The sequence below is a fragment of the Xanthomonas sp. WHRI 10207 genome (genome assembly GCF_040202975.1).
Classification (GTDB): Bacteria; Pseudomonadota; Gammaproteobacteria; order Xanthomonadales; family Xanthomonadaceae; genus Xanthomonas.
On record NZ_JBEGDX010000003.1, the window covers coordinates 48,816 to 73,010 of the forward strand.

Below are 24,195 nucleotides of genomic sequence, written 5' to 3' on the forward strand. Positions count from 1 at the left end.
GCGCGCTACCGATTACCCCGAGCCGACACAGCTTTACTACGCGGCTTAACTTAGGTTTAGGAATAAATACGTGACGTTTCCAAAATACGGACATGAAAATAATCAAGAGCGCCTTGGAGTAAATGCCGTAGCCGAGGCGGTTGCGCGAATGGGTTTGATATGGCGCGAAATAGTTTCTGCTGATGTGGGCATCGATGGCCACATCGAATATGTTGCGCCGGACGGCGCCGCAACTGGCAGACTGGTAGCGGTTCAGATCAAGTCGGGACCGTCATTTCTGAAAGAGAAAGAGGGGGGCTGGATATTCTATCCAGATGAAAAACATCGGTTCTACTGGGAACGATTTCCGCTGCCTGTATTAGTCGTTCTGCATGATCCGGATAGAGGAATTAGCTATTGGCAGGATGTCCGTCGGCATTTTCGGACGCCGGTTGCGAAGCAGGCGGGTATCTTAGTGCCTAAAGGTAACGTCCTACAGAACGCCCACCCAAATGAATTGTTCCAGGACTTCGCTGCTTCTGATGAGCCTTTCTTAGAATTAGATGGCGTTCTTGCGTTGCTCATTCAAAAAAAATCAAGCAATGGATCATTTCCGATATCATTCTTCGACCTTTTCTGCAACGGCTTAACGAATATTTGCCGATCAATTTACTTCGGCATGGACGTCGCTCTTACGGTAGCAGAAATAAAACTTGAGAGGATAGACTCACCGTTTGGCGTCGGGGTAGGTGATGCAGAACAGGAGTTCATGTTTGACTTCATAAAATTTCTCGTTCACCAGCATTTGGCAGATCTCGACTTTTCCGACTGTCTAATTGATTGGCACGATAGACAAATGATGCCTACATTCATGGCGCCGCTAACATCGCGAGGTAGGGCGCTTGTAGAAAGGATAGGTGATCTTCAGGCCGAGTTGGGGAAGAAGGGTGCTATCAATACCTCTCGGGGACTTCGTGCAGTTCAAGAAGACTTCGTTCAGATGGTTTTTGCTCCAAGTCACGTCAAGAGAGTTGTGCTAATTGACGAGATTTCAACGATAATAGAGCGCAATCACTAACGCGTTGTTAAAATCGCTCCATTCTGTCTCTGGGTGCTACTCAATAAGGCCATGCAGCGCCGGTTTGAAAAACGGGGTCAGGTTCACTTTAGAAGTCAGGCTTGCCCATTTTCTGTAAAGTCATGCCATCTGTGGCGCATATAAAATATGGAATTTTAGTTAAGAATGTCTGAGCAAGCGAAGTCTATTGGAGTAGGCTCGAAGTATGCTTATATCTCGAGCTTGTACTTCGTAGCGGTAGGAGTTCTATACCTATGGGGTTACTGGCCCACATTCAATGTGAATATTCTCGAGTATGCTGCATTGACCGACGTCATTAAGACTGCCGCATACCCAATTGCATCCCTGTTTGTATTTTTTGTGTTGGGCGCCGTGATGGGAGAATTCTTGGCTTACGGAGATTTGCTTCCCCCAGGGGGAGGAGTAAACACCGCGACGGGACGATTTCTTCAGAAATTTGCTCCCTTGCTGATTGTGGTCTATCTCTCGACGACGCTATTATTATTTTTATTTGGGCCACATGAAAAGTGGCGGATACTTCCAGTGCTTTTGGGACTTCCACTTTACCTGCTGGGACTTCGATTTGAGTTTCTTTCAGACCTCGTTTCGCATAGGAATATAAGATCGATCTTTATCTTTGTTTTGGCTGTCCTCCCTTTTTTTGCATACGGGCACGGCAAGCTACGGGCGCTCGGAGTCTTGTCTGGAGAGGAGTATTCTTTCACGCCGAGCCAAGTCGGAAGTGTGCCTGCTGGTGTCGAGCCTATTGAAAACAGGCCGCGTTACCTCGGCGTGGCCGGAGGTAATGTCTTCTTTTACATTCCCGAACGCCGCTCGACAATAATTGTAGCGACGAGTGAGTTGAAAGTTCTGGAGCTTCGCAAGCAAGTGAGATCTTCACCGTTGCGAGAGCCTAAACGAACAGCCACCGAGAAATAAGCGGCTCAAGAATAACGGGGTCAGGTTGACTTAAGTGAGGAGCGGAGTAATGGGGTCAGGTTGAGTTTTGGTGGAGCGGGTTCGGATCAATTTCCTAAGTGACCCTGACGCTGCTTCTGGCCTTCTGTATTCAGACCCAGACTTGGTTCGCCTAATATGGAAGCTAGCGAACTCTTCAACCAGCAGGACCTGAGATGACTCCACACGAATTTGTCTGTGGTCTAAAGACCCAATGCGCTGATGCTGCAGTTGATGACTGCACTGAACTCCTCAGAGCCCCACCGGGTCGTAGACCGGCTCAAACTCTTGCTAACTTGTCCGCTTGGTATCGTGCTCTTACTCCAGCGGACCAAGCTAACATTGTAGCCACAATGCGAATGGCGGCCGATGCAACACTTTTTGGCGTCTTATGTGTTATCGACGGTGTCCGCACTATCGAGGATCGTCCAACCAAATCTGAGTTCAGGCTGACTTCCACATGCAACGGGTCGGTCTCAATCATCTCGCCTGGGCCCGAGGATCTTCACGATCTCCTGCCACTTGATTCTTTGCGAAGAACAGGGTTAGGTGCAATTACTAAGTAAAACTGTTCCAGTGGCTTTGACAGCGTTCCCGTAGCTTAAGGAACGATTGACGGTTGAGGTGGAAATGAACGTCGTGCTAGTAAATCAGCAACTGGACGATCGGTTGGCAGCCGATGGCGTGATTTCGCGTGAGTTATACCTCCGGCTTGCCGAGGCTCATGGCTATGGAGCTGTAAGCACTGTCGGTTGGGTAGAGGCAAGATTAGGAGTGTTGGCCAGGCGGGTCGAGTCAGGCGCGTCCTTAACTCTATACACACCACAAGGCCCCCAACCGATACTGTGCCTGTCGGTGGCAGAGCTGCACTTATGGGCTTCCGAGAATTTTCCCGATGTGAGGCTGAAAGATGCATAGCTCGTCGCTTATTCTTCCAAGGCCACATCGTTTCCCAACGCGACTAGTTCTCTAGTCAACCAACTTGCCTTTGGAAGTAGAAGAGAAATATGAGCCGATCAATCCTTGTCATTTTTTTCTCTATGCTCATGCTTGCCACGGTCCCATTGCGTGGACAGGAAACGACAGAGAAGGCCAAGTCAACAGAGCTTTCGACCGTTGCGTTACCGCCTGAACTTGATCGAGTACTCCGCGACTATGAGCGCGCATGGCGTAAGGGCGACGCAGGCGCGCTTGCTGCACTATTTGCGGAAGATGGATTTTTGCTGCAGAGCGATCGTCCTCCAATCCGGGGCAGGGCAGCTATTCAAGCGGCCTATCAAGGTAGCAGCGGAGGCCCGCTACGTTTGCGCTCACTCGGCTTTTCCACCGAAGGTAATGTCGCCTACATCATAGGTGCGTACGGCTACGGAGATGCACCCGGCGACATAGGAAAGTTCACCCTCACGCTGCATCGAGCTCCCGGCAAGCCGTGGTTGATCTTCTCGGACATGGACAATCTCAATGCTTCGGCCAAGCGGTAGTCCGCTGCATGGTGCGAAGCAAGCAAGAAGGGGAGCGATCTACATGTTTTTCTTGCCGCACTCAAAAATCACCGTCACTTCGTAGCTCGAAGCAGTTGACATCCCAACAAACCCGCAGCAATCTCTACCACAAGGAGCGTAGAAACTCCTAAGACAGCGGTTCCCACCTCCGAAATCCCGGTGGGTTTTTTGTGCCTGCAGCTTCCTGCTGGCGCAGCCGACGCGTTGCCTGCGTCGGGAGGGCGGCTAATACAACACCCTTCGGGGAAATACGCCCGCCGTCTGTCTTCGGTTTCTAACCTCCCGACATCCCGTCGCCAACCGGCGGCGGGGCCTGTTCGTCAAGGAGGGCTTTGCCATGCGTCGATCCACGTCCCGTCCCAAGCCAGCGCGCAAGCGCGCCACGGTGCCGCCACCCACCGAGATCGGCTGGCACTCGCTCGACCCCTCGATCACCCCGCGGCCCTACCTCGAGCGCACCCCCATCCCCGATCCCCGCCCCGATCCCCGCAAGCCGCGCCGCCCAGGCCACCCGCGTGCCCCGCAACACTGCACCGTCGGCTACGGCTATTACCCCGCCAGCCACCAACGCATCCCCACCCTCCGCCTACGTGGCCGCTGGCTGGAACAACTCGGCTTCACCATCGGCAGCAAACTCCACATCCGCCTGCGCAACAGCGAGCTGGTCGTCAGCGTGGCAAACGAAAGCAGCGAGGCAATCGACTCCAAAGAGCGATGGTAATTGACGGCGGCCAGTGCTTGGCAGAGGATCACCCTGCTCAGCGTCCGGGCGAGGACCCAATAGTTGAATGTTATGCATCGCAATTCCGGTAAATCAAAAAAGCTTTACGCGTCAGTTGCAATAGCGAGCGCGCTGGTCGTGGGCGGCCTAGGCATATTGGGAAGAGCCGAACAAAATGCAGACATCTTGTTTTTCCTCCTTTGCGGTGTGCTACTTGCCTTGCAGCTCTTCACCGGCTATCCCGTGACCCGCTTGGCGCTGCCTGGCTTGCATCGACACGATGACCCCGTCGGTTATTGGGTAGCCTTCGGGCTAACTGCATTGGCGGCGTTAACGGTTCTCGTTCTTGCGTTAGCTCGTCGAGGCGTTTTGTTAGTTGGCTTCTGAGTAGTCGGAAAAAGGGCTTTGGCGGTGCAGCGTGGAAAACCGGTCCGATTCACTTCAGAGCACAATCTGACCCGGTCACTGATCAGCTCAGTGTATGTGAATAAAATATGGCCAATCGGAGCATACAAGCAGGACTCGATTCCTGGTTCGGCATCATTCCAGCATGAGGTGACAACCAATGCCACGGTTTTCCATCTATATACAAGAGGTGTTGGTTGGCCATTCCATGCTCGAACATGGCGATCCCCCAATGGGGGGCGCTTCTGGCCTCTTTGTGCCAAGCCCAGCATATGCTTCTATACGGCGAGAGTGTCAGATCAACCACGCTGATCAGTCGTCACTTCATCTGCATGCTCAAACGGAATCCGGAATACAAATTCCCTGTATTGGAATCGGGATCCTCGACTACTCGGCAGAGGTTGCTCCGCCCTATATCGAAGTCAATGTTCTTGGCATCCCGTACCCCCTCTATGGAGAGTTGTTTCCAGACCATGTCAGATGCTATGAGCAACGATCCGGCGACGCGTAGTTTTCGGCGAGGGCTAGCGCGAGTGATGCGTACTCGTTCAATCAGGCGGAATGGTTTACGCCCCGCTGCGTGGGTCAAACGTTAGGCATGCCCCATACGCGCACAGCCACTGAGAGGGCGGCCGGGAAACTCATCTCAATTCTTCAAAAGGAATGGAAGGTGGGAATGGATCCACAGCAGTCTGACATTGTGGAGCATGTGATTGATCAAGGGCACGCGCTGCTCCAGGCAGCGGCGAACGGCTCGGTACTAACGCTACTCAACGATCGCAGTGTTGCAGACTTCATCGGGGCGATATGGGTTGAGCGTCATCCGTCTGTACGCCGAGCAATAGCAGCATTTGAGCAGGCAATCGAGAGCGACCGGCTTGTCTAACAGATCATTTAAGCCAAATTGGCTTCAACAGGCGGCTTACTCAGCTTTAGGCGTTGGGTGCTGGTGACGCAATCTACGCAATGCCTGCGTCGGGAGGGCGGCTGACAACACCCTTCGGGGAAATACGCCTGCCGACTCTATACGGTTTCTAACCTCCCGACATCCCGTCGCCACCCTGCGCCTGCGCGGCCGCTGGCTGGAACAAATGGGCTTCGCCATCGGCAAGAAGTTGCACGTACGCGTATGCGACGGCGAACTGGTGGTAGGCCTGGTCACCGAGGATTGAATCGGTAGGCTTCCTGCAACCGACTTGCCTGGATACTATGCAAGGTGTTTCTCCCCCTCAACCTGGCCTGCTCAACAATGGCGGATGGGACGATTCGGTTCATCCACCCGATCAGACACTTCCTTCAACCCCATTAGCCCATTGAGGTTTGTACTGCATGAAGACAGCAGCCACACTATTCGCCATCTGCCTCGTCCTTTTTGTTGACGGGGGAGCGCTGGCATCTGAGAGCACCGCGCAGGTCATCAAGCGTCAAGCGCCCAAAGGCATTACCAGTGCATTCTATGAATGCATCGAAGAAGCAGAATCAGACAACGTCGCTCTTGCTGCGTGCCAATCTACAGAGAAAAAGAGACAAGACACGCGCTTGAATGCTGCGTATAAATTGCTGCTCAACAAGCAGCGTGATAGGTCCAAGGACAACCTGGTTCGCGCAGAGCGCGCCTGGCTCGAGCTCCACGGCACCAGCAAGGCCTTTGAGTCGTCACTTTATGGCAGCGAAATCGTGAGCAGTTTTCAAGTCATACAAAACGAAATTTTTCGTCTCTGCGAACGCGCCAACACGCTCGAAGAATATCTATCTGTAGCAGACGATCGGTAGCCTAACTAGAGCGTAGGGTCAGAGCGCATTTTCTATGCGCCCGGAATGCCAAAAGTGAAATTTGACTCTGCGAAAGGCAGTGTCGGGTTCAATTAGAAAAAATTGACTCTGTTATCTCCGAAATTCTTGATCGTCAAGGTCATGGAAGCCTTGACGATCAAGTGCTTGCTCAAGCCTTTTTCGCTGCGTTGATTCGCATAGCGAAGGATTACGAGTCTGGGTAGAGCACAGTAATAATTCTGCTTAGCGAACCAAAGAACGAGCTCGGGTTCAATTAAGATTCAACCACACTATCTCCCAGGGAATCGCATAGGAATTCCCCAGTTAACCGCAGATGCCGTAGTGACATATAAAGCCAAGCATGCATCCATGGCGGGTTCAGCACTCAAGCTTGAAACGGTCGATATGACGGTCACAGACCGTCGCGACGATAAATCCCTCGTAACACTACGGTATGTCGTTGATGAACACGGGCGTCATGGTTGTGGCGCAGTCACAGAACGAGCAATGGCTAAGTAGGCATTTCTGCGTCGCGCCTTAGGACTAGACTAGCTACCAGCGCACCTTCGCTCAGCCGCTAGCCGGCGGTGCCTAACCCTCACACCGCGCGCGGTCCGCATGCTAACCTGACCACCGCCATTCTGGCGAAGACGGAACATCAGGTGACCCAGCCGACACCATAGCTAGCGGTGCCGGGGCCGCTGAGGCACGCTTATCGCAAGTCGCCCAGAGACAAGCACGTCATTTCAACCACTATCAGGGATGTATTCATCATGAAGCTACGCACCATTGGCGCCAATTTCGCACTGGCAGCGGCTTTAGGCCTTGGCCTGAGCTCCCCAGCTCGCGCCCAGGCGCCAGACCCTTGCTCGGTCTTTCTTTGCATGGCCAGCATGACCGCTCCAAGCACTCCAGCAGGTCCTGCTTGTGCAGCGCCGATCGCGACATTTCATGCCATCCAGGTATGGAGCCCGGCCTTCAACCCACCAGCCACGGCGGCGGCACGCCGGGCATATCTAATGACATGTCCAGGCGTGGTCCCAGTGAATCAAGCCACCTTGGAAGCCATCATCGGACAGTGGGGCTACACACTTTGACGGGAATCGCCCGCTGACCAAGAAAAGTACTTGATTCTGAGGCCTTGCGGGGGTGCCGCCACACCCCTGTAGCCGTCGGCGTCCCGCAATTCCTTTCAGTGCCATTGGGTTGCTACACATCGGCCAGTGGGAAGTGAACCCGCAACGTTTGTGGGTTCGTCCGCAAGACAGCGCACTCTGCCCCTGTGTTGTTGGCCGCGTTCCCAGTGGGCGCGGCAGTTGCGCTGCGCGATTACCCACGAAGCAATGAAGAACGGTGTCGTGAAGAACGTGGTCGGGTTTACTTAAGAATCCTACCTGGCTCCGTTATCCGGCGATGCATCCGCTCCAAGGTACCGCTCCGCTAAGTAACTGATATCCAACTGTCGATACCACAGCGGTATATCTGCGTGCATCGAACGTGATGGTCACTGCGTTGTACCTGAAAGGAATGCCACGCATCGCGCTGACCTACGCAGTCGCCGCTGATGGAAAGACGATGACAAAGAACACCGTCTGGCTAAACATCAATGGCAAACCGGAGATCACGATTAACCGGTTCAATCGGTTGTAGTAGCCGATAGCGTGCCCAAAGAACGGCGTCAGGTTCACTTTAAAAGGCAACTGCCTCGTTGCTGTTTACCAAGTTTGTAAGGTGCTCTGCACATGTTCAACCGGATCTTTCATCTGCTATACGCCTGTGAGCTGGCACGCTTCCCGAGTAGTAGTAGCCCCAGCGAGTCAGCAAAGCAGCTCTCTCGCCTGATCAAACAGCCATCGAAGTCAATGGTGGCACTACCGGTGGCAGGCTACGTCTCCGAGGATTATGTTGAGCTGCGCCGCGTTCAGCACATGAAGCACAATGCGTTTAGGCCCAACTTCTATGGGCGCTTCGAAGCACGGCAAGGTGGTGCATTCCTCATCGGAGAATTTGCGATGAGTCCACTGGTACAGGCGGTACTTACCGTTTGGTTCGCGGCAACGGCGCTGCTGACGATGGCTAGTGTGCTCTACACGCTAAAGCGGCCGGAACTATGGTTTTTCGCGCTCATGGGCGGGGTCATGTTCGGGACAGGCTATGCACTCGTTTGGCTGGGAAGAGACGTATCGGTTGGCGATATCGGATGGCTTTCCGCAAGAATTTCAGAATGTCTAACTGCAGTCGATAAACGGTCGCAGCATAACGAGAAGAGGCAGCTAGGTCATTTCGCAGACACTGTGCAGCGAACCAGAACTGCAAGCGCATCAATCGATCTGACCAAAGACGCGATGTATGGCCATTGGAGCCATGTGAGCCCGCAGGTCTGTGAGTTTCAACATGGGAGTACGATGATCTACGTAAGCCACGACAATGATCGATGGTCAATGGAACGCAGCCTGCAGGTTGCCCAATTTACAATCAATGCTGCTCTCGCCGAGGCGGATGCGGTGCTTGAGTTTGCATCACATATCTTTGAGGCTAAGAGCGCGGACTTCTGGCGCTTAGCAAGAGCGATCCCACTCAAGCAGAAGCCGCTGGCTATTTTTGCTATACGTTACCGTTTAGGCCAGGCGCTGCCAATATACGAGATATCATGGAACCCCACCTTTTCGGTAGAAACCGGCGTATATCACGATAAAGATGGTACAGAGCGGTTGATCACGGTGGAAACTCCAGAAGAGGACCTTAGCTTCGTCGACATCCGAAGGCTTGGCACCAATTCTTATGAAGAGGTTCTCGACTAATAGAGCATGCAACTGCTGGATCGTGCGCAAAGTATCCTGCAACGTGTCGCAGAGTAAGCGGGCGAGCCGCACCAGAAGACAGGAATGCAAGCGGCTCAAGGACGTCGTGCATGATCCTGCCGATACACCCCGCTGAAACTCACGTTCGCGCCGCCGCATTGCAGGTTGTTCGCCACGATCAATAGCTCGCCTAGCAGCTGCAGGCGCACCGTGCAGTCGTCTTCGCTGACCTCCAGGCGGTTGCCGTTCGGCGTGCTGCGTGCGGTGACTCGACGTCCCCCCAATTTTGAGTAGCGCATCAGTTTGGAGTCCAATTCCCTATCCCGAGGAGATTGGACGTGAAGAAGCGTTTTTCCGAAGAGCAGATCATCGGCTTCCTGCGCGAGGCTGAAGCGGGCGTGGCCATCAAGGACCTTTGCCGGCAGCATGGCTTCAGCGAGGCTTCCTATTATCTGTGGCGCAGCAAGTTCGGCGGGATGAGCGTACCCGATGCCAAGCGGCTCAAGGACCTTGAGGCCGAGAACACGCGACTGAAGAAGTTGCTAGCCGAGCAGCTATTCGAGAACGACTTGATCAAGGATGCACTGCGAAAAAAGTGGTGAGCGCACCGGCACGTCGTACGCTGGTGCGCGAGTGGATCGGGCGTGGTGCTAGCGAGCGTCATGCGTTGGCAGTGATCGGCATGAGCGCCAGTGCACTGCGTTATCGCCCGCGCGAAGATCGCAACGTCGAACTGCGCGAACGTATCGGTGCGTTGGCGCATCGCCATCGCCGTTATGGCGTGGGAATGATCTATCTCAAACTGCGACAGGAAGGACGCTTGGTGAACTACAAGCGGGTCGAGCGGTTGTACCGCGAGCAGCAGCTACAAGTCCGTCGCCGCAAGCGGAAAAAAGTACCGGTGGGCGAGCGCCAGCCGCTGCTTCGGCCGGCGCGGGCCAACCAGGTGTGGTCGATGGACTTCGTCTTCGACCGTACCGCCAAAGGCCGGGTGATCAAGTGTCTGGTGATCGTGGACGACGCGACACACGAAGCAGTGGCCATTGAGGTGGAGCGTGCAATCTCGGGCCATGGCGTGACGCGGGTGCTGGACCGGCTGGCCCTCAGTCGTGGTTTGCCTCAGGTCATCCGTACCGACAACGGCAAGGAGTTTTGCGGCAAGGCCATGGTCGTCTGGGCACGTGCCCGTGGCGTGCAGTTGCGGCTCATCCAGCCAGGCAAACCGAACCAGAACGCCTACGTCGAATCCTTCAACGGCCGGCTACGCGACGAATGCCTCAACGAACACTGGTTCCCAACACTGCTGCATGCGCGCACCGAGATCGAACGCTGGCGACGCGAATACAACGAGGAACGACCCAAGAAGGCAATCGGCGGGATGACGCCGGCTGCTTATGCCCAACATTTAGCAAACACCGATATCATCAACCCTGGACTCTAAACCCGACCGCTACGCAGGGCGGGGGGACGTCGCGTCGGAAGCGGCGCTGTACTCCGGGTTGCTCTGCGTGAATACGTCACGACGCTGATCGGCCGTTAACGCGTTGAAGGCGTTTACCTTGTCCTCCGTTATCAAGGCCTTCGATGTACTCCGCTTCGATGGCCTTTTTTCTACGGCCGCTGCAATGTCATCGTCAATTTGCTTGACTGTACTCACCACCGTGCCGGTCGCCGCCGCTATCGCCTGCTGGTCGCCCAACGAAACGGAACACTAGCAGGAGAATGACTTTATTTTCCAGTAATCCCTGGAGTTTTTCATCCAATACCTCTGATTATCAGGAATAAGAAAGCTAAAATCCCCATTCTTTGATGACCAATCGTCATACGCCAGATCTTCGTGAAGCCGCACTCCGTCTAAATGCATATAAACGCGCCGGTCAAAATTTATATAAAAATTTGGCAGCTTAGACGCAAGGTGGTTTATTTTTAAATAAATTTCAGGGGAAATTTCATCGCCAAATAAATAATACCCCTCCACTTTGTCAAGTAGAATATCTGTTTCTATGCAAGAGCTGAGGAAAAATTTCCTTAGTTCTTCTATTGGGACGATTTTTGCGGAGCTGTTATTCAAGTACTGATGAAAATTACTTGAATTTAGCTTTAATGCACCTCCGCGAAAATCTCTACATGCAGCTTCATATTGATCATTCGTTATATATCCTCGGCCCAAGTATGCCTTGTAATCCTTCTCGCCATCTAGAGAAAAATTCTCCTTTCCATCTAAAACCCAAAGGAATTGTCCGTCTGAGACAAAGAAGCAAATGCTCAGAGTTCCATCCCATAATTTTTCGCACACTTCGTCATTTAGAATCATTTCCAAATTCCTTCAAAAATTCAGACTGTGAATAAATGCGCGCCCTGCTGGAGTGCTTTTCAAGTAATGGCTCCCACATCCTTGGCAGCTCTAGCGCAGTGCCGGGTTTACTCGGATCAACTAACTTCGGAGCTGACTGATCTCTTGGAACCCCAGGAATGGGCTTTTGGGGCACAACTTCTTTCATTATTCTCTCATGGAGAAAATTGTCAACTTCAAAGACCACAACTGATCCGTCAGGTCGCTTTTGGGTGAGATAGTAAACTGCATGATCGCTGTTGCCAACGCTCACGCAAAGTTGACCTATGCAGCCGGGATTGATTGTAATACTGCCATCAGGATTTGCCGTGACTCTTTGCTGGCTAGTGGCATTCCCTGAACCGCCGCCTTCAACTCTAAAATATTTTGTTGAATTGAGTTGGCGCAGATCGTCTGCAGAGTCAATGGCAGCAGTAGCACTACCTATTTTTTTTACGGGAAGGTGACTAACTCCGAGGGGTGCAATTCCTACTAATGAATAAAGTGCTTCTGCATATGGAGTGGGTAGTCCTGCCTTGCTAAGGAGCATGCCTCCGAGCGTAGGAGTCCATTCGCCAGTAGCGATCGTCCTTGTACCAGCTATCGTCTGATCTATGCCCCAAGGAACGAGCAAGCAAGATGCGCCAGTTTCCAAACACCCTGCGCTACCTGACGCAATCGCAGTAATGCCGCCGGTTGCCTGCAGTAAGCCTCCGAGACGGGCAAATGGATTTCCATTTTCATTATCCAACTTGGTAGCACCATCCGCCACATAGTCTGAGAAGCCGTAATCAAAAATATTCTGAGTTGGCGCTCTTCCTGTCTTTGATGCTAAAAGACTGCCATAGTTCTTATCTGTTTGGCTTTCTAGAAGAATGCGCTCCTGAGCATATTCAGATGTTGTGCCTTTTTCTTCAACAGCAGCCCAGAATTTCTTTTCTTCGCTACCCTCCGCATATTGAGCAGAGCATTTCACCAATGCACAGGCTGCAATGGTAAGGCGAGCTTCTTTCTGTGAATCTCCATTTGCGAGCGTCTTGATTCTGTTAACTTCTACGTCGGCCAGCATTCGATTATTTTCAACCGCATTGCCCGCAATGGCTGCCCCTAACGCTGCGTTCCGTAAATCGCCACCAGCTAATCCACCAGCAATCGCCCCAACCGCCTGCGACAGAGCCACCAGCATCTGCTTGTCCTGTTCCGGCAGCAGGTTCGGATTGAACTTACCGGTTACCGGGTCGATGGCACGGGGATCATCGCCGTACAGGGTTTGGGTCAAGTACTTTGCCGCCAACTCACCACCGGCCCCTGCCAACGCGCCGCCTGTCATGGATGCGCCGTTTACCTCGGCAAGTACTGCGCCAAGCACCGCATGCGACACCAACTGCAATGCGACGTTTGGATTGCTGCCATGGTTCTGGTCGAAGGTCCTGCCGATCAGCTGCGCCGCGTACGGTGCCAATGCGTTGCTGGCGACCTGGCCGGCGCCTTGGCCGGAGACGCCGCCCACCACGACGGTGGTGACCGCTTGCAGTGCACGGCTGTAGTCGCCACCAGTGCCCCACTGCTGCTTGGATTCGTAGGCGGCACGATAGTCGGAACTGTTCTGCAACAGCACTTTTTGCTGATCGGCAGCGCTCAACCCAGCAAATTGCGTGGCGTCATCGCCTTTCAATTGGCTGATGTAATCATTCGCCGCCTGACCGGCCTTGCGTTCTGCTGCGGCAGCAATGTCATCGCCAATCTCCTTGGCGGTGGTCATCACTGTGCCGGTCGCCGCCGCCAATGCCTGCTGCTCACCCAGGATCTTGCGCACGTCCGGCAGCGCCGCTACCGCTTCATGGGCAGCGCTGGCATCGGTGTTGATACCGGTCGCTGCTGCCGTGGTGGTCTTGCCGCCGATCTTGATGTTGCCTTCGGTCAGCGTCGCGCGGGTCAGCGTGGTGTCGCTGCCGCTCTGCATGACCGGAATGCCGGGATTGAAGCTGCTGTAGTTCGCCTCACCGTAGTTACCGTTGACGATGTTGTGGCCGATATTCCTGAACTGATCGCCCGCGCTCGGCTGGGTGGGATTGCCGTCGGCATCGGTCGCGCCTTCGCCTGTGCTTCCGATGCCACCGCTGATCGTCGCCGACGCGGTGCTGTAGTCCATCCGATTCTTCAGATCGGTGAAGGTCAGTGAATCGGCCGTCAGCTCGCTGTTGTTGGCATTGGTGCTGGTGATCGCACCACCGATCAGATTCACGTTGCCGGCGGTGACGTGATAGCCGCCATCGCCCGCGAACAGACCCGACTGCTGGCCCACGCCCAGGTAATTGCCGTTCGCCTTGGCAGCGTTCGCATAGCCACTGGCATCCCATGCGGTGCCGAAAGAGACCTGGACACGGCCGCCAACGCTGCTCTCCTTGGACTGTACGTGAGACACGTCTTGCAGCGACTCGATCGTCAGGTCCCCGCCGACATTCGCATCGATCCGATCCGCCGTCACCACGGCACCGCGCAGCGTCGTGTCGCCCTTGGAGGTCAGCACGACGTTCTTGCCCGCTAGCTGGGTGTTTTCCCAGGTCGTGCTTTGCGCGTTCGAGTTGTGGCTACCGGCGCTGGCCTGCACATAGGCATACACACCGGTTTGCGCACCGATCTGCGCACCGACCCCGACTTCGAAGCCGGCATTGCTGCCCTTGCTTTGCTCGGAGCCAACAGATTGGCCTGCTTCCAACACCAGGTCCCGCGCCGAATCCAGGCTCAGCGTGCCGCCGGCTTTGAGGTTGCCCTGCACGATATGCAGGTCGCCTTCGGTGGTTTTCAGGCTGACATTGCCGCCACCGGTGATGGTGGAGCCAAGCGATGTCTGACTATTGCTATTGAAGCTGCTTTCGCTGGTGGCAAAGCCGACGCCGGCCTCGATGCTCAGGATCGTGCCGCTCTTGGCGGCCTTGACGCTTTGATAGGCATTGGCCGCAGCGGCCATGTTCTGCATGGTACTGAGCCGTCCATCCGATTGACGCGCATCGTCCACATTGTTGATCAGATCGATCAGCGGGGATTTGATGCGCGCGAACGCGCCGATCTTCAGGTCGTCGTCCTTCTGCGAGGCGGAGCTGCTCTGGTTGGCGGTCAGCAGCTGGATCGAGGCTGCGGTGATGTCCACGTCCTTGGCCGCGACCACGTTGCTGGCCGACTGGGTGTACGTACCGCCAGCGGTCAGGCTCACATTGCCGCCCAGGCTGCCGACAGTGCTGGCCACCTGCGCGACCTGGGCGTTGTCGTCGAAGTGGTTCTTCTTGTTGTAGCCGGCAAAGCGCTCGGTGTCGGAAATGACCACCGTGCCGATGCCCTTGCTGGTGGACTGATTGGTATTGCCCAGGATGTCCTGGCCACTTTGGATGGTCAGATCGCCCGCTGCGCGCAGGCTCACATTGCCCTGCGCGGCAATGTTGCTCGCCGTCAGGGTGATGTCGCTTTGAGTAGTGGTCAGGCTGGCATTGCCGCCCACCGACAATTGCGTGCCGGTGATGGTGTCGGTCTGCCCGTTGCCGGTGCCTTGCTGGTTGTAGTTGCCGTACGGCAAGCCGGCGGCATTGTTGAAGCCCCAGCCCTTGCCGTTACTGGCGTTACCACTGGACTGGGTGTTGTGCGCGACATCGAACACGATGTCCTTGCTGGCGAGCAGCAGCGCATTGCCCTCCGCAGACATTTGCGTGCCCTGGCTGGTGATCGAGCCATCACTGGCGAGCAGAGTCAGGTTGCCGCCGGCCGCCAACTGGCTGACGCGCGCGTCGCTGGTGCTCTCGTTTTGCGATGCATTGGAGCGGTGGCTGCTGGCCTGGATCACCACCGGGGTGATGGCGGCCATGGTGCCGGCCGCTGCACCTTCGGCATCACGACTGATCTTGCTCATGGTCGAGCCGGTATCGACCATGTTCTTGGTGGTCGAATCGCGTGCGCTGCGGTACGAGGCACCCGGGTCGTAGGTCACGCCCACCGAGAATCCGCTGGATTTACTCGACTGACTGGATTGCGACTCGACCGTGTCCTGGCGTGCCAGCAGGGCGATGTCCTTGGCTGCCAGCGTCAGGTCCTTGCCGGCACCGATGTCCGAGGCGGCAATGGTCAGTTGGTTGCCCGCGCTGATGACGAGATTGCCGTCCGTTGAACCGACCGAAGAGGCAACTTGGGTGACCGAGCGTGTGGACTGCTGGCTGTCGCTGCTGGACTTCGAATAGCCGACGCTCGCTACGCCACCACCAGAGCTGCCGGTCAAACCGGACTTCTTCTGGCGAACGCTGTGCGCTTCGCTGCTGGTGTCCTGCGCCGACTCGATGGTGACATTGTTGCCTGCCGCCAGACGCACGTTGTCCTGCGCGAGCACTGTCGAACCCACCACGGCAAGGTCGTTGCCGGCCACCATGTTGACGGACTTGCCGCTGAGCGATGAACCGACGGCAAAACTGTCGTGCCACTCGTCGTGGGTGGTGGTCTTTTCGTTGGAGAAGGTGCTCTTCTTGCGCGTTTCCTTATCCACCACCGCATCATGCTGCTCCTGCGTGGCGAGTAGCTTGATGTCGTTGCCGGCCGCAAGCGCGATGCCGCCGGTCTGGCTGGCCGCTGCGGTGGAGGCCAGGGTGAGGTCGCGGCCGGCCTGCATGACGATATCGCCGCCGGCACCGAGCTGGGTGCCGCGCACGGTTTCGTCGTAGGTCGAGGTGGCCAGCGAGTTGCTCTTGGTGACCGTGCTGCGATCGCTGGAACTGCTGTCCACCGCCGCGACGCTGTTGATGTCGCGCCCGGCCTGCAGAGCCAGGGTCTTGCCGGCGCCGACTTGCGCGGCGGTGAGAGTGAGATCGTTACCGGCCGCCAGCACCACACTGCCCGCGCCCTGCACGGTTGTGCCGAGGTGGGTGGTCTCGCTGCTGCGCTGGAAGTTGCGGCCGTTGGCGGTGGTGTCGGTGGTGTTGGAGAGCGTCTGCGTGCTGAGGTTGAGGTTGTTGCCTGCCACCAGTTGGGTGACGCCGTCGGTGCCGGCGTTGCGAATCTGCGCGGCCTGCAGGTTGACGTCGCGGCCTGCCACCACCGACAACACGCCGTTGCCGTTGGTGCCGGTGACATACAGGCCGGCCACACGCTCAAGTTGGGTGGTGGTGTACTGGTGATAGCCGCCGCCGCTGAGTGTTTCCACGGTGGAGGCAACGGTGATGTCGCCGACCGCCTGCACGCTCAGCGCATCCACTGCACTGACGCTGGCGCCTTCGATGCGGATGTCGCTGGCCGAGCGCAGCCCCACCTGGTCGCCGCTGATGCTGCCGCCCAGGTGCTCGATGCGGCCGGCATCGATGGACACCAGCTGACGGCCGGCAATGGTGCCGGTGTTTTTCAGGCCACCGGCCAGGGTGACGTCGACGTTGGCACCGGCTAGCAGCGCGCCGCCGGCATCGAGGTCGCCGGGGCGCAACCGCAAGTACACCTGCGGTACGAGCGCGGTGGTGGTGCTGCCATCGGGCAGGGTGACGGTCTGCTCTACCAACCAGACGATGTCGCTGGTGAGCTGGGCCATCTGCGCGTCGGTCAGTGCTACGCCCGGACGTAGGTTCCAGGCCTTGCCGACGGTGGCGCCGGCATCCAGCAATGCCTGGTACTGGGCTTCGTCGCTCTTGTAGCCTTCCAGAAAACGCCGGCCAGTGAGTTGGCCAATCTGCTCGCGCACCAGCTTTTGCTCGTAGAAGCCATCGCCCAGGCGCTTTTGCACCGCATCGGCGGAATACCCCATCTGATTGAGCAGATAGTCCGAGCCCAGCCAGCTGCGGTAATCGGCGAACTGCGGGTCGGTTTCGACCAGGTAGTTGCCGCTGGCGGGCCTGAGCGTGAACAGGCTGCCGCTGGGTGCGCGGGTATTGGGCGTGCCCATTGCGATACGGTCCGGCGAGCCGCCGGCCGCATCGACCACACGTGCGCCCGTCACCGGGCCGCTGCTCCCGACGCCGCCGACGTTGCCGGCGCCGCTCTGTCCTGCGGTCTGCGTTGCCGCCGCCAGCGCGCGGTCGGCGGCATTTGTCGCCACGCCACCCGGGCCGGCAATGCCACCCATGCCGGTGCCGGTGGGCGCTGCTTGCGACCCGCGAATATTGAGGTTGGCAACTGCTGCGCCATCGCGCACGTTGGGTGCGTCGCGACCCTGGTTGAGGTTGCTCACATCGCCGACATCGATGCTCAGCGTGCCGCCGCTGGTGAGCTGGCTCCCGATCTGGCCAATCTGCTCGGAGATGGAGGGATTGCTCCAGCTCCGGGTGGTGCCGTTGTAGGCGGTGGTGACGTTGCTGAAGCTATGTGTGCGGAACAGGGTGTAAGCGAGGTTGGTGATACTGGCGGTCTGCGTCAGCCCGGTGATCGCCAGATCGCCGCCAGCGGCGATGCGTGCGTATTCGTTGCGTAACGCATCGGTGCCGATCCGCAGGGTGCCGCCGGCCTGGATGACCGCCTCTGGTCCTGCACCCGGCTGCAATACATCTTCGACCACGGTACGGGTGGCCATGCGATAACGCTCGTTGTCATTGAGCCTGCCGCCACCGGTGCCCTGCGGATTCATCAGGATCTGATCGGGATCGGTGTAGGCGAACTGCGCCCATAGCTGCACGCAATTGGTGGTGCAGGTGCCGTAGGCGTTGGAGTACTGCAAGGTGTCGCTGTTATAGCGAAACGCGGGCGAGCCGGGCTGGATCTGCGACAGCTCGCGGAACGGGTCGTCCGCGCCCGCGGTCACCTGGTCCGGATTGACCTGGTTGTCCTGGCGGCCGGTGTAGTAGATGGTCAGCGTGCCCGATTGCGAATTCAGGCGCGATCGCTCGCCCGTGGCTTGATACATGCCGCCGCGTGCGAAGAAATAAGCGCTGGTTTGTGGCGTGACGCGAATGACCGCACGCCGCACCTGGTAGCCATCCGGGGTGGTGTAGGGCGTGTCCTCAAGAATATCGTCAGGACTGAGATAGTAGATCTCGAGGGCCGCGTAATTGCTGGTCGAACGAATATTGGAAGTGTCGTTCTCGCCGTTGTTGCGCCAGGTCGGCTGATCCAGGCGCACCGGCGCCAGCGTGGTGGTGGTTTGAGTCACCACCACGTTCTGGCGAATATTGTTGACTATGGTCGCTTGCAGATCGAGATCGCCGGCTACGTCGATCACAGAGCCCAGGTTGTCGATCTGCCGTGCCACGCCGGTGGCCAGGCGATTGCCATCCAGGCTGCCGCCAATGGCGGCATCGCCATCGCTATAGATCAGGCCACGATCGGTATTGGTCAGTTGACCCACGCCCAGGTCCAGGCGCTCGCGTGCGGCCACCGTGGCCACGCGGCTGACGCCGGCAATGGTTTCGGCACGGTTCTGCAGCAGACCGGCGGCGATTGCGACGTGGTCGCCATACACGCGTCCGGTGCCGACGTTGTCCACCGTAGCAGCTTCCAGGTGGGTCACCGCGCCATCGATCAGCCCGCGGTTGACCAGCTGGCCGCCGCTCTTGATGTGCGTGATGCCCTGGCTGCTGATCTCGCCATTGGCGGCGTTGTCGACGTTGCGCGCAGCCAGGTCGAGATTGCCTGCACGCAGGATGCCTTGATTGGACAAGTCTCCATCGGTCTGGATGGCCAGGGTGCCGTTGGCGCTCATCTCGCCGGTGTTGGTCAGGCCTTCGCGCAAGCTGAGGGTGAGATTGCTCTGCGACTGCAGTTGCCCGTCGCCGCTGAGGTTGCGTGCGGTCACGCTCTGGTTACCGTCCGACCGCAGCAGGCCGGCGCTGTTGGCGACTGCATCGGCACGCATGTCCAGGCTGCCGCCAGAGGAAATCTGGCCGCCTGCATTGTTGAGCGATGACGTCAGTTGCAGGTTGCCTGCAGCGTCGGTGATGACTTGTCCTTGGCGGTTGTCCAGCGATTGCGCCTGCAGCTGCAACTGCCCAGCCTGCAGACCCAGTGCGCCGGTGCCGCGCGTGTTGCGGTTATCCACGGTGGACGCATGCAAGGTCAGTACGTTGCCTGCAGCGACCAGGCCCGCTTGGTTGTCGAGCGCACCGTTCAAGGTCAGGTCGACGTTCTGCCCCGCCTGCAGTCGGCCGCCGACGTTATTCATGCTCGTGCTGGTGAGCGCGAAATTGCCTGCGGCGCTCAAGGCCCCGGCGGCGCTGTTATCGACGCTGGCGACCGTCAGGCGTGCATCGCCTTGCGCAAACACCGCACCGCCACGGTTATCCAATGCACCGCCATCTACCTGCAGACGGCCGCTGGCGAGAATGCCGCCATTGCTGCCGGAGCCGGTATTGGTAATCGCTTGGCCATTGGTTTGCAGCAACAAGGCTGCTTGCGACTGCAGTCGACCACCGGCGTTTTTGAGTGCGCCGCTGCGAATCTCCAGCGTGCCGACCTGGCTGCCGATGGTGCCGCCGACGTTGTCCAGCAGCTGCGCCCGCGTATCGACCACCGCGCTGCCACCAATGATGTTGCCGGCGCGGTTGGAAAGACCGGCAGCTTCCAGGCGCAGTGCGTTGGTCGCCTGGATGGCGCCGCCGTTGTTGCCGATGGCGTTATCGGTGACGAGCGTGAGGTCGGTACCGGCGACGACGTTGCCGGTCGCGTTATCGAGGGTGCCGGCATCCAGGACGAGTTGAGCTGTACTGGACACCACGCCCTGGCTGCGATTGTCGAGTAGTCCCTCCACGTCCACCCGCAACACGCCGCCTGCTGCGTGCAAGGTACCGGCCTGGTTGTCGATGCTTGCAGCGGCGACGCGCCCATCACCGGCCAGCAGGATCTTGCCCCGCTGGTTGTGCAAGGCCTGGTCGATGTTCAGCGTGGACTGCCCGGTACCTGCGGCCTGCAGCATCCCCTGGGTATTGATGAGCGTCTGTGCGCCGATTGCCAGCACACCGTTGCCGCCGATGGTGCCGCCGGTGTTGTCGAGCGTGTTGCCAACGCTCAGCCGCAGCTGCTGGTCGCCGCTTGCCGACAGTTGGCCGCCTGCGGTGGTGAGGTTGCCGGTGTCCACTGCAATGGTGCGTGCAGAGGTGGTGGCATTGCGTAGATCGGTGCTCTGGCCGGTCACGTGCAAGCTACCGTTGCTGATCAGCTTGCCCGCGTTGCCGGCAAGTGTCTGTGCATCGATCTGCAGTTGGCCGCTACCTGCGTGCTGGATCGTGCCTCGTGTGTTGTCCAGCACATCGCTGGTCAGCGACAGGTCGCCATTGCCTGCAACGGTGCCGCCGGCATTGTTCACTACAGTGGCGCGGAGAGTGCTCGCGGTGCTGCCACTGGCGACGATGCGTCCGCCGCGGTTGTCCAGGGTCTGTGCCTGCAGCTCCACGCTGTCTGCGCCGATGGCTGCGTCACGGTGATCGATCGCGGTTGCTGCCACCGACAGCGCGCCGCCGGTCACGATGGTGCCCTTGCTGCCGTCCAGCCGTGTGACAGCGATCTCCAGACCACCGGTGCCGGAGTGGCTGAGCGTTCCGTCCTGATTGATCAGCCGATCTGCACCGATGTGCAGGGTGCTGCCGTTGCTGGCAATGCGGCCGTTTGCATTGTCCAGTTGCCCGCTGATGTCGAGACGGCCGCCGGCGCTTCCAGCGGCCACCAGGGTTCCGCCGCGGTTGGACAGCGCCGCTGCCTGCACGGCGAACGCGCCGTTGCCGGCGATAGCGCCGCCATCGTTGTTGAGCGCACCGGTCAGGGTGAGGCGCAACGCATCGGTACCGGTCGCACTCAGCTGGCCGCCTGCGGTGCTGAGGTTGCCGGCATCGACAACGATGCGCTCGGCCTGGGTGGTGCTGCCGGCGCCAAGAGCGAGGTCGCCGCCGTCCAGCTGCAGCGTTCCCAGGCTGAGCAATTTACCGCCTGCGCCCTGGAGCGTATCGGCGTCGACGTTCAAGGTGCCGGTACCGGCGTGTTCGATGGCGCCGCCACGGTTGTCCAGCGTGGACGCACGTGCGGTGAGGTTGCCACTGGCGGCGAGGCGGCCGCCCTGGCTGTTGTCCAGCAGATTGCTTGCAGTGACCTGCAATGCAGCGCCATTGGCTGCAACGACCGTGCCGCCGCGATTGATCACGCTGCCGGCTTGCAGCTGCACCGCGCCATTGCCGGAAATCGTTCCGGCGCTGTTGTCCAATGTGCCGCCCACGACCAGGGCGGCCTGTTCGCTGCCTGCCGCCAGGATCGCGCCACGCTGGTTATCGACGGAGCCTGCAACGATGTTGATGCCTGCATTGCTGGCAAGATTGCCATCGCGATTGTCCAGGCTGTCGCGCACGGTCAGTCGCAGCGCTTGATCGCCCAGCGATGTCAGACGGCCGCCCGCGTTACTGAGCGTGTCCGCAGCGATGCCAATCTGCTGGGCGGACGTGACGCCTTGCGTAAGATCGATGCGCCCGCCATTGATCGCCAGCCCACCGTTGCTGATCAGGCGTCCTGCGCGGCCCTCGAGTGCGGTGGTATCGATGGTCAGCATGCCGCTACCGGCCTGCTGAATCTGGCCACCCGCGTTGCCCAACGTGCCAGCGCGAAGACGCAGATCGCCATTGCTGGCAATGGTGCCGCCATCGCCGTTGTCGAGGCGGTCGCGTACTTGCAACGTCGCCGGTTGAATGCCGGTCGAGAGCAGCGCGCCACCACGGTTATCGACGCTGGTTGCCTGCAGGTCGAGCTGTGTGGTGCTCACCGTGGCATTGCGGTGATCCACCGCACCTGCGCGCCAGGTGAGCGCGCCCGGTGTGGCGATGCTGCCGCCGGCACCGGACCAGTCCTGCGCCGACAATGTCAGACCTTGCGTTCCGGCGTGTTCGATGCGGCCCTGCGCATTGACCAATGCCTGTGCGCTGAGTTGTAGCGCTGCCGCATTACTGGAAATTACACCGCCCTGGTTATCCAGCAGCCCGCGCACCTGCCAGGCGCTCGCCGCACCGCCGGCATGACGCAGTTCACCGCCTCGGTTGCTCAGCGCCTGTGTGTCCAGGCCGAGTGTATTGGCCACCGTGAGGCGGCCCTGGTCGTTGACCAAGGCGCCAAGCTGCAGATCGGCATCGCCATAGACGGCGAGCGTACCGGCGCGATTGCTCAGGTCGCCGCGTGCGCTGAGTGCGGACACGCCCAACCGCCCGCCACTGTTGTCCAGCCCATTTGCAGCCGACAGCGACACCGAGCCGCCGCCGTTGATGCGGCCACCATCGTTGTCCATCAGGCCGGAGACGGTCAGCGCGCCTGCGGCAAGCGTCACGATGCCAGGCGTCGGCACGCTGACGGGAGGCGGTGTACCGCCGTTTCCACCGTCGGTGCTGCCGTTGTTGCCGTTGCCGCCGTTGTCGCCGTTGTCGCCACCGGTGCCGGGCGTTGCACCGTCGCTTGGCGCGACGGCGGCGATTGCGCCGATGCTGCCATCGGCACGGTTACGCACACTGCCGGCATTCAATGCCAGTGCCTGCACGCCGGTCTGCTCGATAGTGCCGTTCTGGTTACGTAATGCAGCCGCATCGATCTGCAGCCGTTGCGCATTGAGCACGCCACCGCTGTTGTCCAGATCGGCCACTGTGGACGCGCGCAATTCGCGCGTGGCGCTCAGCGTGCCGGCATTGGCGATACCGCCAGTTGCGGTGATGCGCGTGTCTTGCCGCGATTGCAAGGCACCGGTGTTTTCCAGCCGGCCATCTACCGTGACGACCAGTTCGCCGGCTTGCGCGCCGATGTTGCCGGCATTGCGCACGCCGACGCCGCGTTCGTTGCCGACCAGCCAGATCTTGTTGGCAAACATGCCGCCCAGCGCGCCGACGTCCAGTGCGAAGGTGGGTGCCTGACCGGTGGCGGCCTGCGGCGCGATGCGTGCCTGGTCGGCACTGACCACGTTGTTGCCCAGGCTCGCCTGCAACTGATTTGCCCAGATGCCGGCATTGACCTGCAGCGAGCGGGTGATCAGATCGGTGTAATCCGCGCCGCTGGTGTCCAGGCCCGCACCGCCCACATGGATAGCGCCGCCGGTCACACGGTAGCCTTCCAGCGCCCCGCCGGAGAGGATGGGTGTGCCGGTAGTCAGCGTCACCCGGCTGGCGTTGAGGAACCCGCCACCGTCGACCTGGATGCCGGACGGATTGGCAATGATCACTTCTGCGCGAGGCCCGGCGACTTCCACGTAGCCATTGAGCCGGCTTGCCGGCCCGTTGACCTCATTGAGAATCACCCTGGCGCTGCCGGTGGCCAACCACGGGTTGCCCTGCACCCAGCCGCCCATTTGGGTCTGTGTCTGTCCCCGGGCATTGTTGAGGATGGCGCCTTCGCGGCCAACGTCGAACTGCGAATAGCGATTGCGCGACACGCCTGCGGCCGACGGCGTGGTGATGTTGACCATCGGCACGCCATTGGGAGCGGTCAGGACCGTCGGGCGCTCGCCACCTGGCGCGGCTGGATCGGCCACGATACGGCCAGCCGACTGTGCCTGAGCAAGGTCGATGACACCGACCAAGCCGAGCGCGCACAACATCGCAAACTGCAGTGGCTCCATCGTGAGCCTGTGCGCGCGCGTAGCGGCAACACCCGTGCTGCCACCCGGTGCACGGACCAACTCGGATGCCACTTGCCACACGCGCAGCGCGCGATTGAAGACCAGACGGTAGACGCGATTCATGTCA

General features: G+C 58.7%; 13 protein-coding genes. 10 read left to right on the forward strand and 3 right to left on the reverse strand.

Annotated features, from left to right (window positions below):
• Positions 1-70: 70 nt before the first annotated feature.
• From ABQU90_RS10695 to ABQU90_RS10735, 9 genes are all read left to right on the forward strand, one after another.
• Positions 71-1,057 carry a DUF4365 domain-containing protein gene (locus ABQU90_RS10695; RefSeq protein ID WP_323520934.1) on the forward strand — a complete coding sequence of 329 codons (987 nt, stop codon included), beginning with the start codon at positions 71-73 and terminating at the stop codon, positions 1,055-1,057.
• 303 nt (positions 1,058-1,360) lie between these two features.
• Complete coding sequence (locus tag ABQU90_RS10700) at positions 1,361-1,996, forward strand: hypothetical protein (protein ID WP_349780856.1); 636 nt, start codon at positions 1,361-1,363, stop codon at positions 1,994-1,996.
• 1,025 nt (positions 1,997-3,021) lie between these two features.
• Positions 3,022-3,495, forward strand: coding sequence for a YybH family protein (locus tag ABQU90_RS10705; protein ID WP_323520936.1), 474 nt, complete (start codon positions 3,022-3,024; stop codon positions 3,493-3,495).
• A gap of 358 nt (positions 3,496-3,853) precedes the next feature.
• Entirely contained in the window at positions 3,854-4,237 is a 384-nt protein-coding gene (locus tag ABQU90_RS10710; RefSeq protein WP_323520937.1) for a SymE family type I addiction module toxin, read from the forward strand.
• A 63-nt stretch (positions 4,238-4,300) separates the two neighbouring features.
• Positions 4,301-4,624, forward strand: a complete 324-nt coding sequence (locus tag ABQU90_RS10715) for a hypothetical protein (protein ID WP_323520938.1) — start codon at positions 4,301-4,303, stop codon at positions 4,622-4,624.
• A gap of 694 nt (positions 4,625-5,318) precedes the next feature.
• Entirely contained in the window at positions 5,319-5,528 is a 210-nt protein-coding gene (locus ABQU90_RS10720; protein WP_323520939.1) for a hypothetical protein, read from the forward strand.
• Between the two features lie 205 nt (positions 5,529-5,733).
• Positions 5,734-5,814 carry a SymE family type I addiction module toxin gene (locus tag ABQU90_RS10725; RefSeq protein WP_323521134.1) on the forward strand — a complete coding sequence of 27 codons (81 nt, stop codon included), beginning with the start codon at positions 5,734-5,736 and terminating at the stop codon, positions 5,812-5,814.
• 157 nt (positions 5,815-5,971) lie between these two features.
• Entirely contained in the window at positions 5,972-6,415 is a 444-nt protein-coding gene (locus ABQU90_RS10730) for a lysozyme inhibitor LprI family protein (RefSeq protein ID WP_323520940.1), read from the forward strand.
• Positions 6,416-8,157: 1,742 nt separating this feature from the next.
• Positions 8,158-9,216, forward strand: a complete 1,059-nt coding sequence (locus tag ABQU90_RS10735; RefSeq protein ID WP_323520941.1) for a hypothetical protein — start codon at positions 8,158-8,160, stop codon at positions 9,214-9,216.
• 95 nt (positions 9,217-9,311) lie between these two features.
• Here the strand turns inward: ABQU90_RS10735 and ABQU90_RS10740 are convergent, their stop codons facing one another.
• Complete coding sequence (locus ABQU90_RS10740; protein WP_323521148.1) at positions 9,312-9,515, reverse strand: hypothetical protein; 204 nt, start codon at positions 9,513-9,515, stop codon at positions 9,312-9,314.
• A gap of 39 nt (positions 9,516-9,554) precedes the next feature.
• On the opposite strand from ABQU90_RS10740, the gene ABQU90_RS10745 reads away from it, so the two are divergent.
• A protein-coding gene (locus ABQU90_RS10745; RefSeq protein ID WP_323520942.1) for an IS3 family transposase occupies positions 9,555-10,657 on the forward strand; the annotation gives its coding sequence in 2 pieces (ribosomal slippage) (positions 9,555-9,813 and positions 9,813-10,657; 1,104 coding nt in all).
• Positions 10,658-10,927: 270 nt separating this feature from the next.
• Here ABQU90_RS10745 and ABQU90_RS10750 read toward each other — a convergent pair.
• Positions 10,928-11,530: a hypothetical protein gene (locus ABQU90_RS10750; protein ID WP_323520943.1), complete on the reverse strand. Its 603-nt coding sequence runs from the start codon at positions 11,528-11,530 to the stop codon at positions 10,928-10,930.
• Positions 11,517-24,191, reverse strand: coding sequence for a hemagglutinin repeat-containing protein (locus ABQU90_RS10755; protein ID WP_323520944.1), 12,675 nt, complete (start codon positions 24,189-24,191; stop codon positions 11,517-11,519). The genes ABQU90_RS10750 and ABQU90_RS10755 overlap by 14 nt, the downstream gene beginning before the upstream one ends.
• Positions 24,192-24,195: the final 4 nt, after the last annotated feature.

Bases quoted from the DNA above. Each gene is read 5' to 3' on its own strand.
- ABQU90_RS10705 (WP_323520936.1), top strand. From the start codon at position 3,022: ATGAGCCGATCAATCCTTGTCATTTTTTTCTCTATGCTCATGCTTGCC.
- ABQU90_RS10755 (WP_323520944.1), bottom strand. From the start codon at position 24,191: ATGAATCGCGTCTACCGTCTGGTCTTCAATCGCGCGCTGCGCGTGTGG.
- ABQU90_RS10710 (WP_323520937.1), top strand. From the start codon at position 3,854: ATGCGTCGATCCACGTCCCGTCCCAAGCCAGCGCGCAAGCGCGCCACG.
- ABQU90_RS10725 (WP_323521134.1), top strand. From the start codon at position 5,734: ATGGGCTTCGCCATCGGCAAGAAGTTGCACGTACGCGTATGCGACGGC.
- ABQU90_RS10750 (WP_323520943.1), bottom strand. From the start codon at position 11,530: ATGATTCTAAATGACGAAGTGTGCGAAAAATTATGGGATGGAACTCTG.
- ABQU90_RS10720 (WP_323520939.1), top strand. From the start codon at position 5,319: ATGGATCCACAGCAGTCTGACATTGTGGAGCATGTGATTGATCAAGGG.
- ABQU90_RS10735 (WP_323520941.1), top strand. From the start codon at position 8,158: ATGTTCAACCGGATCTTTCATCTGCTATACGCCTGTGAGCTGGCACGC.
- ABQU90_RS10730 (WP_323520940.1), top strand. From the start codon at position 5,972: ATGAAGACAGCAGCCACACTATTCGCCATCTGCCTCGTCCTTTTTGTT.
- ABQU90_RS10740 (WP_323521148.1), bottom strand. From the start codon at position 9,515: ATGCGCTACTCAAAATTGGGGGGACGTCGAGTCACCGCACGCAGCACG.